This window comes from Pedobacter borealis DSM 19626 (assembly GCF_000708285.2).
Lineage (GTDB): Bacteria > Bacteroidota > Bacteroidia > Sphingobacteriales > Sphingobacteriaceae > Pedobacter > Pedobacter borealis.
Genome location: NZ_JAUG01000036.1, coordinates 1 through 12,529, shown reverse-complemented (window position 1 = coordinate 12,529; position 12,529 = coordinate 1). Strand labels below are relative to the sequence as shown.

Annotated in this window: 10 protein-coding genes; 4 read left to right on the top strand and 6 right to left on the bottom strand. The window is 37.8% G+C overall.

Annotated elements, in window-relative coordinates:
- Positions 1 to 3: 3 nt before the first annotated feature.
- The 4 genes from AW17_RS11740 to AW17_RS11725 all read right to left on the bottom strand — a co-directional run bounded on the left by AW17_RS11740 (position 4) and on the right by AW17_RS11725 (position 5,248).
- The gene (locus AW17_RS11740; protein ID WP_029276573.1) at positions 4 to 1,302 is read right to left on the bottom strand and encodes a nucleotide sugar dehydrogenase; all 1,299 of its coding nucleotides are present in this window, start codon (positions 1,300 to 1,302) and stop codon (positions 4 to 6) included.
- A complete protein-coding gene (locus AW17_RS11735) occupies positions 1,295 to 1,843 on the bottom strand; it encodes a UpxY family transcription antiterminator (protein WP_029276571.1) in 549 nt (182 codons plus the stop codon). Before AW17_RS11735 ends, AW17_RS11740 begins: the two co-directional genes overlap by 8 nt.
- Before the next feature lie 335 nt (positions 1,844 to 2,178).
- Positions 2,179 to 4,467 (bottom strand): GumC family protein, encoded by a 2,289-nt coding sequence (locus AW17_RS11730; RefSeq protein WP_029276569.1) that lies wholly within the window; start codon positions 4,465 to 4,467, stop codon positions 2,179 to 2,181.
- A 22-nt stretch (positions 4,468 to 4,489) separates the two neighbouring features.
- The gene (locus tag AW17_RS11725; RefSeq protein WP_029276567.1) at positions 4,490 to 5,248 is read right to left on the bottom strand and encodes a polysaccharide biosynthesis/export family protein; all 759 of its coding nucleotides are present in this window, start codon (positions 5,246 to 5,248) and stop codon (positions 4,490 to 4,492) included.
- Positions 5,249 to 5,966: 718 nt separating this feature from the next.
- Here AW17_RS11725 and AW17_RS11720 point away from each other — a divergent pair.
- Positions 5,967 to 6,644 carry an acetyltransferase gene (locus AW17_RS11720; protein WP_051691787.1) on the top strand — a complete coding sequence of 226 codons (678 nt, stop codon included), beginning with the start codon at positions 5,967 to 5,969 and terminating at the stop codon, positions 6,642 to 6,644.
- Positions 6,645 to 6,677: 33 nt separating this feature from the next.
- On the opposite strand, the gene AW17_RS11715 is transcribed toward AW17_RS11720, so the two are convergent.
- Both AW17_RS11715 and AW17_RS11710 read right to left on the bottom strand, forming a co-directional pair.
- Complete coding sequence (locus AW17_RS11715) at positions 6,678 to 6,851, bottom strand: response regulator (protein WP_209444244.1); 174 nt, start codon at positions 6,849 to 6,851, stop codon at positions 6,678 to 6,680.
- Positions 6,852 to 6,895: 44 nt separating this feature from the next.
- Positions 6,896 to 7,660 carry a DeoR/GlpR family DNA-binding transcription regulator gene (locus AW17_RS11710; RefSeq protein ID WP_029276564.1) on the bottom strand — a complete coding sequence of 255 codons (765 nt, stop codon included), beginning with the start codon at positions 7,658 to 7,660 and terminating at the stop codon, positions 6,896 to 6,898.
- Positions 7,661 to 7,818: 158 nt separating this feature from the next.
- Here AW17_RS11710 and AW17_RS11705 point away from each other — a divergent pair, with 158 nt between their 5' ends.
- The 3 genes from AW17_RS11705 to AW17_RS11695 all read left to right on the top strand — a co-directional run bounded on the left by AW17_RS11705 (position 7,819) and on the right by AW17_RS11695 (position 11,764).
- Complete coding sequence (locus AW17_RS11705; protein WP_029276562.1) at positions 7,819 to 9,432, top strand: glycerol-3-phosphate dehydrogenase/oxidase; 1,614 nt, start codon at positions 7,819 to 7,821, stop codon at positions 9,430 to 9,432.
- Positions 9,425 to 10,915 carry a glycerol kinase GlpK gene (gene glpK, locus AW17_RS11700; protein ID WP_029276560.1) on the top strand — a complete coding sequence of 497 codons (1,491 nt, stop codon included), beginning with the start codon at positions 9,425 to 9,427 and terminating at the stop codon, positions 10,913 to 10,915. The genes AW17_RS11705 and glpK overlap by 8 nt, the downstream gene beginning before the upstream one ends.
- 108 nt (positions 10,916 to 11,023) lie before the next feature.
- Positions 11,024 to 11,764 carry an MIP/aquaporin family protein gene (locus AW17_RS11695; protein ID WP_029276559.1) on the top strand — a complete coding sequence of 247 codons (741 nt, stop codon included), beginning with the start codon at positions 11,024 to 11,026 and terminating at the stop codon, positions 11,762 to 11,764.
- Positions 11,765 to 12,529: the final 765 nt, after the last annotated feature.

Genomic DNA, 12,529 nt, shown 5'->3' with positions numbered 1-12,529 from the left:
ATCTTACAATCGAACCGTTTCTAATGATTGTGGCAATACTGCTTTTATATCGTACACCACACATTCCGGTTTACGCAATGCTGTGATATTTAAACTATTAAAAGCTTCGTGCGCTACTGCCAGTATAATTCCATCGTACTTTCTGGTTTTTGATGAACCATTTTCGCAAATAATACCATAGTTATGCTTGGCCTGATCGGCATTTGCCCAGGGATCGTGAATGGTTACTTTAACTTTGTATTCTTCCAACCGCCTTACAATATCAATTACTTTAGTATTGCGTACATCAGGACAGTTTTCTTTAAAGGTAAAGCCCAACACCAGCACGTCTGCCCCCACAATATGGATGTTTTTAGCGATCATTTTTTTGATGATCTGATCAGCCACATATTTACCCATTCCATCGTTTACACGTCGTCCGGCTAAAATAATTTCAGGGTGATAGCCAGCTTCCTGTGCTTTTTGAGCTAAATAATATGGATCTACGCCAATACAATGTCCACCAACCAAACCTGGTTTAAAATTCAGGAAATTCCATTTGGTTCCGGCTGCCGCTAAAACCTCAGCAGTATCGATACCGATCTGGTTAAAAATCATGGCTAGTTCATTTACAAAAGCAATATTGATGTCGCGTTGGGCGTTTTCAATCACTTTTGCTGCTTCCGCCACTTTAATAGACGAAGCTTTATAAGTTCCGGCAGTAATTACCGAACGATACAATGCATCTATTTTTTCTGCAGCTTCGGGCGTAGAACCTGATGTGATTTTCAAGATATTAGCCACGGTATGTTGTTTATCTCCAGGATTAATACGCTCTGGAGAATAACCAGCAAAAAAATCTTTATTGAAAACCAAACCAGACCCTTTTTCTAAAATGGGTACACATTCGTCTTCAGTTACACCAGGATATACGGTTGATTCGTAAACCACTATATCTCCCTTCTTTAAAACCTTAGCGACAACTGAACTCGCTTTAATTAAAGGTGTTAAATCTGGCCTGTTATTTTTATCAACGGGCGTTGGTACTGTAACAATGTAAACCGACGAGCTGCGTAATTTTTCGATTTCATTGGTACAGTACAGGCCTTTTAAAGTTGTGCATTCGAAGGTTAAAACCTCATTCAATTCAGATTCATTAACTTCCAATGTATTGTCGTATCCGGCTTTTAACTCTGCTATCCTACTCTGGTTAATATCAAAGCCAAATACCTTGTATTTTTTTGCAAACTCTACTGCCAACGGTAAGCCTACGTAGCCAAGACCAATTACCGTCATTTTCAGATTATCTTCAGCGTTATACATAATGTTGTTGCGTATTTACGGTTAATGTTAAGTTGCTTATTGGCACTCTGGTAACTAAGGCACAGTCTAAATGATCGAATGACATTAAAACATGCTTACCTTGAATCTGGATCACCTCTCCTTCCTGATTATGGAAGAGACCATTACTGATCCGAACACGGTCTCCTTTGGAAACACCGGTTAAACTCACTACATCTACATCATTGTAGGTATCCATAATGTGTTTCAACTTTTCAATCTCACTATCCCGAACTACTGCAGGCTTGCCCATGTAATTAATAAAGTTTAAAACACCTAGGGTATACCTGATTTTGTAACCTTCACGCTCATCAATTTTCACAAATACATATCCGGTAAAAAGCGGAAGACTAACTATTTTCTTTCTATCGGCCCATTGATTTTCTACATTACGCACCGGGCAAAAAGATTCGAAACCCTGCTCTTGCAGCAAACGGTCAACTTTTTTCTCCCAACGCGGGCGGGTATAGATCACAAACCATTTTTTTGCGAACGAGGGTTTGATGTTAATTGTAGATTCCATTTTTTTGATGAGGTTATAGTTTATTTTTTAGGTAATTTGATACAGCTTCGCTATATCACTTACATGATAGGTATCTGTTTTTTAGCTAAAAGGCTTTATTCAGTCGGCCGGATACAGCTTCGCTATATCACTTACGTGACAATTTTTATTTTTAAATCTTATTTTGCTTTTTGGGCAAAGGGGCAATCTAATTAAGAGTTGTTTGCAAACAGCTAATACCTTTAATCGATGCACAGTTTAAGCATCTAGGCCTTATTGTTTGTAAACAGAATTAAATCGTTTGGGGACGTTTATTTGGTAAAGGACAAGGTATTCTCTTTTAAAACAAGGTAGATTTAGTTTGCCATGGCATAACCGTAACCACCGTAGCTGTATTTCTGGCTTTTCTCCCTTTTGGCATCGTTAAAAACAACCATCGGATTTTTAAGCTTATTGTTTTCGCAAATATCTTTCAATATGGCTAGCTGGTATTTATTGGTATAATTATACCGCACCAGGTAAATGCTTACATCGGCATATTCGGCCAAACTAAAGGCATCAGCCACCTGGCCAACCGGCGAAGTATCGATAATGATGTAATCGAACCTCTCTTTCAGTTCATCAAACAATAAATCCATTTTAGGGCTCATCATTACTTCAGCAGGGTTTTCAGGCGATTGACCGCATCCAATAACCCATATATTATCTGAAACACTGGTAGGTTTAATAATATCATCTAACACAGCCTCACCAATTAAATAATCGGTTAACCCGTTAGTTTGCTTTAAACCAACTTTATTCAAGAGGTCAGGTTTTCTTAGATCGAACTCCAGTACAACAACTTTTTTATCAAGCATGCCTAATGTAGTAGCCAGATTTACGCTAAAGAATGTTTTACCCTCTCCTTTCATACTCGAGGTAACCAACATTACCTTATTCTCGATATTGTTAGACATTAGTCCTAAATTCATTCTGATGTACCTAAACAACTCTGATATGGTAGAACGGTTGTCTTTTTGAAAAACGATGGTGCTTTTATCCAGGTTATGAGAAAGTTCACCAAGCATTTTGGCACCGGTTAACTCAATAGTACTGGCATCCTGTACCTTGTTGTTGAAAAATCCTTTGCCATAAATTACTCCAGCTGGTACCAAAAATCCAAAAATGAATCCACACAGGTATAAAAGTGGTTGCTTAGGGCTATCAGGAATAGTATTGTAAGCCGGTTTATCTACCACCTGTGAAGTTGGAACGGTTGCAGAAAGCGATAATGCAGTTTCCTCTCTTTTTTGCAGTAAATATTTATATAAACCCGATTTTACACTTTGTTCACGGCTTCTTTCTAATAAGCCCCGCTCTATAGTAGGTACAGATTTAATTTTATTATCGAATTGAGAGTAGTTGGCGCTCAGGTTGTTTCTTTCAATAACGAAACCTTGTTTAATACTAGATAAGTTTTCTAAGATATTGGTTTTTAAGCTTGCTATCTGCTCGTTAAGGTTTAGTACCAAAGGATTTTCTGCATTAGCGGTACGTAACATCCTATTTCTTTCCAATTGGAGATCGTTAAATTTTGAAATCAATGAATTCAAAATCGGGTCTTTTAAGCCCATTGCACTTGGCGCCAGGTTATATTGACTTTGTTTGCCTCTGAAATAATTTTCGATTGACCGTAATATCCTCAGCTGCACTGATGATGTTTCCAGTAACTGATTATACTCTCCTGAGCGTGCAGCATTCATCTGCGCATCCATATTAACATCGGTAACACGGTTTTGTTGTTTGTAGTTTTCTACATCCTCTTCAGTACCTGTAAGATCTGCAACCAGGTATTTTAGGCGGTTATCGATAAATTTAATGGTATTACGGGCAATGGTATTTTTATTATTAACGTTATTGATGTTATAAGTTTCGATTAGATCGTTAAGAATATCAATTCCCCGCTGAGGAACCACATCGTTCAAACTAATGGTAATGGTATTGGCATCTTTAACAACCGGAACTATTTTTAATGAAACCAGGTTATAAGCCTCGGTCATTTTATATAAGTTTTTAAACTGAAGTCTAATTTTACCAAATTCGGTTTTATATGCTGGTCCCTTATCTATTTTAATTGCGTAGTTTTTGGTATTAATGGTATCGCCATACTTTACAATATTTGTTTTTAGGCTATCCTGAACGATGTAAGAGATTTCATCCAGATAAGAAACGTTAATTTTTCTTCCGTAGGCACCATTTTTTAAACTGATAGCAGTAACTACAAGTGGGGACGTTTTTCCGTAAAGCTCTTTTTCTCTAATCCCCTCTTTTTTAAAGTAAGCAGTTTCTAGATTTAGTTTTTTCAATACTTTAAAAATCAAATCTCTCGACCTTAAGATCTCAATTTCATTATCAACCGTTTTAACCGTTTGAAACATATTAAGATCACTAAAAGCGGTACTATTAGACATTGCTGCACCATTTTTATCATCGGAGATTAAAAGTGTGCTGCTCACTTTATATTTTGGTGGGGTAATGTATAGATAAGCATATACAGCAGCCATGGAAATAATGATACTGATTAAGAAATAGTGCCAGTTTCTGGCAAATTTTGTCATAGTTTCTGCAAAATCTTTTGCGCCACCATTTGTACTTTGTTTAAGCATGATATAATGTTTTAAGAGACGTTTATCGACGAAGAACAGCTGTGATTAATACTGCAACTGCTGATATAGAAGCAATTACCACTGGCATAATGCGTGTATTGGGACTGTATTCAATCGCTTTTGATTTATCAGGCTCTACATACACCACATCGTTTTGTTTCAGGTAAAAGAATGGAGAATCCATCACATCCTGATTATTTAGGTTAAGTCTTTTCATCACCCTTTGACCATCCTGTTGTCTGATCACTAAAATATTTTCCCTTTTGCCATAAACGGTCATATCGCCCGCCATTCCTAATGCTTCTAAGAGGTTAATATTATCTCCCTGTACAGTGAAGGTTGATGGTCGGTTTACTTCGCCAATTACTGTTACTTTAAAATTGACCAACTGAACGTCAACTACCGGTTTTTTAACATATTTATCCAATTCTTTCGATATGGTAGCTTGTGCCTGCTCAATGGTTAAACCTTCCAGGCGAACGTTACCTACAACGGGCAGGTTAATCATTCCATCCTTACTTACCCGGTAACCTTCTACTTTATAATTGTTTTCAGCGCCTGCATTTTTGGTATTAACAGCAAATAAAACATTCGACTCCTGATTTAAGCTGTTTATGCTTACGCTTAAAAGGTCGTTTTGCTGAATTTTAACTTCCTGACCTTGAAGCTTAACTTCGCTGGTTTGTTTGGCCAGGTTACTAAAGTATACAAGATCTCTTCTGGGAGCGCATCCGGTGATAATGCTTGTATATATTGCGATAAATAATATTACTTTCTTCATAGCTTAAGTAATGTTTAGTTTTTTGTTTCGATTTATTGAGAACTAAGCTATGCAATTAAGCGTCAATGTTTTATAGGCAGATTGGGGTTGTATTTAAATTGTATAAAATATGACCAGCATGCACAGCATTTTAAATACTGTGCTCATAAATTGCACATCATTTGTAAATTTTACAACGCGTAACTTGTATAATATTCGGCCTCTATTTTTACTCAAAAAAGCCTGTTTTTTAGTAAGATCTTAATCGGTAAAACTCAAAAAACATCAGAAAATGTTTTAACATTTAAAAAAGCTATTTAATACTACAATTTATTAGGGGTATAAAATGATTTTTATAAAATTTTAAAGAAAAGCTGCCGATTACCAAGGCTGGATTTACTGCTTAACCTATTATTTTTTCCTAACCAGGTAGTGAACAAGCCATGCTTCGCATATTTCTGTGCAAGCTGTTTTACAACACATTTCTAATTGTTTAAAAATACATTCTGCTTAACACGATTGAGTTTTCCTTAACAGCGGTATGTTATTGGCGATCAAATCAGATAAAACGATTAACATAAAAGCAATATCCCTTTAAAACAGCGCAAAAAGTAAAAAAAATGCGCAACTGTGAAAGCTGTAAACGGGAATTAGCAAAATATGTACAGTATGTTTTAAAATGGTTTAAAAGCCTGTTTTATGCATAAATTCGTTAGAAACCTAAAAACAAGAATTAAATATGAAAGTTATTATTTATGGAACTGGAAAAATGGCTGAGTTTATCTGTTACTCCTTTATGAATGACAGCGACAATAATGTTGTTGCCTTTTGTGTTGATGATGCGTATGTACCTCCTGCAGGAAGTATGCTATTAGGATTACCCATTTTAAGTCTCACCCAGGTGATTAAAGATTTTCCCCCAGAAACCCATAAAATGCATATTGCCATTGGTAGAAACAGTGCCAGGGAAGGTGCATACCACAGGGTAAGCGAATCTGGTTATAGTTTTGCAAATTATATTTCATCGAAAGCCAACGTGTGGCCCGATTTGTTATTTGGACACAATACTTTTATAGATCAGTGTTGCGATATACAACCTTTTGTAAGCATTGGTAATAATTGCATGCTTATCGGCGCGCGGATTGGTCATCACTCTACGATAGAAAACAATGTTCTGTTATCGGGCAATATCCTGGCGGGAAATGTAACCATTGGTAATAATTCTTTTTTAGGAATTAATTCTGCTGTAAAAGAAGATATTGTTATTGGCAGCCACAACATTATTGGCGCAGGCGTTTTTATAAACAAGAATACTGAAGATTACGCCATTGTTTCAAATGCAACAGTACCTCAACGCGTTGGCGATTCTAAACGTTTTGTGATGTTCAACAAAGCACAAGATGTAAAACAGACTTAAGAAATGTTTTATGATCGAGTAGGAAGATAGGGATTAGTTCCCTATCTGTCCTCTCACACCACTGTACGTACCATCCTGGATATTTTTCTTTAACTCAGCAAATGATGATGAAAGCTGCAATTCGAAACCCTCATCTTTTAATAGAATTTCAATAACGTTTCTGATCTCTTGATCATCCTCTAAAATATGTATTCGTATTCTTTCCATGTTCAAATTATAATGTTTGGATTATACCGTTCGCGTGGAATGCGCTATACGATAGTAACAGTAACACCTAAACTCTCCAAATGTTTAACAATTTGTTCAGAAATTCCTTTATCGGTAATAATATGATCAATTTCTTCTAATCCACATATCTTTCCGAAGCCTCTTTTCCCAAATTTAGTAGAATCCGCAAGTACAATCGTTTTTTGTGATGCACCAATCATTTTGCGGTTTAAATGCGCTTCCATGGCATTAGTCGTGGTTATTCCAAAATCAAGATCAATCCCATCAACACCTAGAAATAGTTTATTAAAATAAAAATCCTGCAAAACCTGTTCCGCATAAGCACCCATTACCGATGAAGAACTTTTCCTAAGCAATCCGCCCAATTGTATCACTTCAATACTAGGTTCGCGCATTAATTCGAGCGCTACATTTAATGCAGAAGTTACAACGGTTAAATTTGTTGCTGGCGCAATATTCTTGGCAAAATAAAGCACTGTAGTACCTGATGCAATAACGATAGAATCATTATCATTTAACAATGCAGCAGCGGCAATACCTATTTTGTTCTTTTCTGTAGATTGTATTTTCTCTTTCTCATTAACCGGACGGTCTACCGTATATGGATTGTTTACAGTAGCCCCACCGTGGGTCCTAAACAACAGGCTCTTATCTTCAAGTAGTTTTAAGTCCTTTCTTATTGTTACAGACGAAACTTTCAACTCCTTATATAAATCGACTACATTTATGTATTGATCACGTTGCAGGCGACTTAATATAAACTGGTGCCTCTCAGCCAAATTCATCATAGTATATTTAATTAGCGTGCTGCAAATTAACAATAAAAACATTCTTTAAAATATTTTGCACAAATATTTAATAAATTTTTAACACACATATTATATTATTTCGATTATGATTTCTTATAATTGCGTATTGTTTCGTTTTATTATTTTTACACATCTAAATGGAAAGATTACACCCGCATCACCTGACAGAAAACATAAATTGGGACTTCATTATTATTGGCGGAGGTGCCACAGGTTTGGGTACGGCATTGGATGCTGCGAGCCGGGGCTTTAAAACTTTATTGGTAGAACAATCTGATTTTGCCAAAGGAACATCCAGCCGGAGCACTAAACTGGTACATGGTGGTGTCCGCTATCTTGCACAAGGAGATATCGGTTTAGTTAAACATGCCTTAAAAGAACGTGGTTTATTACAACAAAATGCAAAGCACCTGGTAAATAAAGAAGAATTTCTGATTCCCTGTTATGATTGGTTCTCTGTTATAAAATATTTAACCGGACTTACGCTTTACGATTGGTTAGCAGGCAAATATAGCTTCGGCAAGTCTAAGTTTTTCTCTAAAAAAGAAACCTTAACCATGATGCCTGGCATTAAAGAAAAGGGATTAAAAGGAAGCATCAGGTATTACGATGGAAAGTTTGATGACGCCCGTTTAGCGATAAACATTGCACAAACCGCTATTGAAAACGGTGCCTCATTGTTGAACTATACAAAGGTAACCGGCTTGTTAAAAAGTGGCGATGTGGTTACAGGCATCGAAACAGAAGACACCATAACTGGCATAACAGCCAAATATATTGGCAAAATAGTAATTAATGCAACAGGTGTGTTTGTGGATGACATCCTGCAAATGAATAACCCGAATTCAAAAAAAATGGTACGCCCTAGCCAAGGTGTACATGTGGTGCTAGACAAAAGTTTTTTAAATAGTGAATCGGCGTTAATGATACCAAAAACCTCTGATGGACGTGTTCTATTTGCCGTTCCATGGCACGAACATTTACTGGTGGGTACAACAGACACCCCTTTAAACGAACATAGTTTAGAACCCAAGGCATTAAAAGAAGAGGTAGATTTTATTATGAGTACAGCGGCGAGTTATTTTAACCGCAAACCCATGGAAAAAGATATCTTAAGTGTATTCTCAGGTTTGCGCCCATTGGCCGCTCCTACCAACGGAGATGGAAATAGTACAAAAGAAATTAGCAGAGATCATAAACTTATTGTTTCTGCAAAGGGATTAATTACCATTACTGGTGGTAAATGGACCACCTATCGCCGAATGGCAGAAGAAACGGTTGATTTAGCCATTACTCATGCTGGTTTAGAATCGAAAGCATGCGTAACCCAAAATTTAAGCATCCATGGTAGTGTAGCCGCAACCACGGATAGTCATTTGGCTATATATGGATCTGATCGCAGTAAAATTGAGGCTTTAATTGTACAGGATCCAAGTCTTGCCAATAAATTAAATCCTGCATTCCCTTATACAGAAGCCGAAGTGCTTTGGTCGGCACGAAACGAAATGGCAGAAACAGTTGAAGATATTTTAAGCAGAAGATTAAGAATATTGTTTATTAATGCACAAGCTGCCAAAGATATGGCACCTAGAGTAGCTTCGCTCCTGGCCAAAGAATTATCTGCTGATAAAAACTGGGAGATCAACCAAATCGAAACTTTTAATAAATTAGCCGATGGTTATATTTATCATTCAACACCTAAAATAACTGAATCGGCTTTAGCCAATAACCAAATTCCTAATTATGAGTAAATACATCTTGTCTATCGATCAGGGAACCACAAGTTCGAGAGCAATTATTTTTAATCACAATGGCGAAATTGTTGCCATTGCACAACGAGAATTCACACAGATTTATCCCAAAGCCGGTTGGGTAGAGCACGATCCAATGGAAATCTGGTCGACACAATTGGCTGTTGTAACAGAAGTGATTGTTAAAGCTGGATTAACCGTAGGTGATATCGATTCTATCGGCATTACCAATCAGCGAGAAACCACCGTAGTTTGGGATAAAGAAACCGGACAACCGATTTACAACGCCATTGTATGGCAAGACAGGCGTACTTCTGCTTATTGCGACGAAATTAAAGCACAAGGGCTGGCCAATAAAATACAGGAAAAAACAGGCCTGATTATAGATTCTTATTTCTCGGCTACAAAAGCCAGATGGATTTTAGAAAATGTTGCCGGGGCAAGGGAAAAAGCTGAAGCAGGGAAACTTGCCTTCGGAACTATCGACACCTGGTTAATCTGGAAATTAACAGCAGGCGAAAAACATGTAACCGATGTAAGTAACGCATCACGAACCATGCTTTATAACATCCACACTTTAAGCTGGGATGACGAATTGCTTGAGCTTTTTTCGATACCGAAGGCAATGCTCCCGGAAGTAAAATCATCGAGTGAAGTTTATGGCGAAACTGCAGGACGCATATTAGCAGCAAAAATCCCTATTGCAGGTATAGCTGGCGATCAGCAATCGGCCTTATTCGGGCAGATGTGTACTGAAATCGGGATGGTAAAAAACACCTACGGTACTGGCTGTTTTATGTTGATGAATATCGGTTCAAAGCCAAAAATCTCTGCCAATAATCTACTAACTACTATTGCCTGGCAAATTAATGGAGAAGTAAATTATGCTTTAGAAGGGAGTATTTTTATTGGAGGCGCTGTTGTACAATGGCTTCGCGATGAAATGGGACTCATTTCCAAATCGGCAGATGTAGAAACCTTGGCTAAAAAAGTAAAAGACACTGATGGAGTTTATGTTGTTCCTGCTTTTGCAGGCTTAGGTGCTCCACACTGGGACCAACATGCGCGGGGCACCATAACAGGATTAACCCGTGGCACAAACAAATCGCATATCGCCAGGGCAGCCTTAGAAAGTATTGCCTATCAAACCATGGATGTTTTAAAAGCAATGGAAGCGGATGCAGGCGTAAATATTACCGAATTAAGGGTAGATGGTGGTGCTACGGCGAACGATTTATTGATGCAGTTTCAGGCCGATCTGTTAAACTGTAAGGTAATCAGGCCGGATGTAACAGAAGTTACCGCTATTGGTGCTGCATATCTGGCCGGATTAGCTACCGGTTTCTGGGAAAGTATAGATCAGATCCGTTCGCAATGGAAAATTAACAGAACTTTTGTTGCTGAGGACGGAATTGATAATACGGAAAGAATAAAGGGCTGGAATAGGGCTATAAAGGCGGCCCGGGTAAATGCAGAAGACTAACAAAGAGCCGTCGTCACCCTGAATTTAGTTCAGGGTCTTTTATTCCGGAATAAGTATTAATCTATTCCTGAATAGTAAATTAATTATGAATCGCTTAAATTTTTTACGATGAATATATATCTCGCAGAATTTATTGGTACTGCACTAATGATTCTTTTAGGAAATGGTGTAGTGGCTAACGTAGTACTTAAAGGTACCAAAGGCAACGATAGTGGTTGGATTGTAATTACAACCGCCTGGGCACTTGCTGTATTTGTAGGGGTTGTTGTTGCCGGTCCGTACAGTGGGGCGCATTTAAATCCAATTGTAACCCTCGGACTTGCCATCGGAAAGGGCTTCAGCTGGGCATTGGTGCCATTCTATATTATTGCACAACTGGCTGGCGCAATGATAGGCTCTTTTCTGGTTTGGCTTATTTACAAAGATCATTTCGATGCCACAGATGATCAGGGATTAAAGGCAGCGCCTTTTGCAACCGCTCCAGCCATCAGAAATATGTCGTCAAATTTGGTGTCGGAAATTATTGGCACTTTCGTTTTAATATTTGTGATCTTTTATTTTACTGATGCCAGTATGGGCACTAAAGAAACCGTTACCACTCCTATCGGCTTAGGCTCGATGGGCGCCATCCCGGTAGCGTTTTTGGTTTGGGTAATTGGTTTGGCATTAGGTGGAACTACAGGATATGCCATAAATCCGGCAAGAGATTTAGGACCCCGGATTATTCACTTTTTAATCCCTATGAAAGGAAAAGGAAGTAGCGACTGGGCTTATGCCTGGGTTCCGATTGTTGGACCAATTATTGGATCAACATTGGCTGCTATTGCCTTTTTATTGATTAGTAAATAGAATGACATTTGAGTTGTCAACTTTTAATTGCCTTTTCGCTAGAAAGTTGACAACTCTCTTGTCGTGATTTCAGTTAAAGTTTGTAGTTGTGTAGTCAGATGTTACCATCTGACTATAAACAAAATTCATTGACCAAAAACGGGAATTGAAGAATTTCAATCCCAAACCTTATTTAGTGTCAGATGGTAACATCTGACATCACAAACAATCTGCTCGGTATTAGCTGCAGCTGCATTTTTGTTGGTTAATAAATAATGGCGTTTGAGTTGTCAACTTTTAATAGCTTTTTCGCTAGAAAGTTGACAACTCTCCTTTCATGATTGTAGTTGTGCAGTCAGATGTTACCATCTGACCATAAACAAATCTAAATTCAATGAACAAAACGGGAATTGAAGAATTTCAATCCCAAACCTTATTTAGTGTCAGATGGTAACATCTGACATCACGGACAAATTAAAGAGATCCTAACTGCAGGTACAATGAAAACGGGAAAATCGTCATCTCGACTGAAGCACAGCGAAATGGAGAGATCTATCTAGACAGATTTCTCGACTGCGCTGCACTTCGCTACCATTGACGTTATTTTACAAACTACTAATAATCAACATTTTAAGCGATTTTGTGTTTCCGCCCAACTAGGCCGCACCACGGTATCCCCGTTCTACTTAAACCCGGCCTAACAAATTTTTCGGGCCGCACTCATCAAGCCAACCCACTAGCTTCGAAAGAAAAATTTTCAGCCGGCATTTTTTGTTTTTTCATGGG

What these genes read in the sequence shown, in the direction of transcription:
- AW17_RS11720 (WP_051691787.1), top strand. Translation starts at nt 5,967, where the DNA reads ATGAAAGTTATTATTTATGGAACTGGAAAAATGGCTGAGTTTATCTGT.
- AW17_RS11695 (WP_029276559.1), top strand. Translation starts at nt 11,024, where the DNA reads ATGAATATATATCTCGCAGAATTTATTGGTACTGCACTAATGATTCTT.
- AW17_RS11710 (WP_029276564.1), bottom strand. Translation starts at nt 7,660, where the DNA reads ATGATGAATTTGGCTGAGAGGCACCAGTTTATATTAAGTCGCCTGCAA.
- AW17_RS11715 (WP_209444244.1), bottom strand. Translation starts at nt 6,851, where the DNA reads ATGGAAAGAATACGAATACATATTTTAGAGGATGATCAAGAGATCAGA.
- AW17_RS11740 (WP_029276573.1), bottom strand. Translation starts at nt 1,302, where the DNA reads ATGTATAACGCTGAAGATAATCTGAAAATGACGGTAATTGGTCTTGGC.
- AW17_RS11735 (WP_029276571.1), bottom strand. Translation starts at nt 1,843, where the DNA reads ATGGAATCTACAATTAACATCAAACCCTCGTTCGCAAAAAAATGGTTT.
- AW17_RS11725 (WP_029276567.1), bottom strand. Translation starts at nt 5,248, where the DNA reads ATGAAGAAAGTAATATTATTTATCGCAATATATACAAGCATTATCACC.
- AW17_RS11730 (WP_029276569.1), bottom strand. Translation starts at nt 4,467, where the DNA reads ATGCTTAAACAAAGTACAAATGGTGGCGCAAAAGATTTTGCAGAAACT.
- glpK (WP_029276560.1), top strand. Translation starts at nt 9,425, where the DNA reads ATGAGTAAATACATCTTGTCTATCGATCAGGGAACCACAAGTTCGAGA.
- AW17_RS11705 (WP_029276562.1), top strand. Translation starts at nt 7,819, where the DNA reads ATGGAAAGATTACACCCGCATCACCTGACAGAAAACATAAATTGGGAC.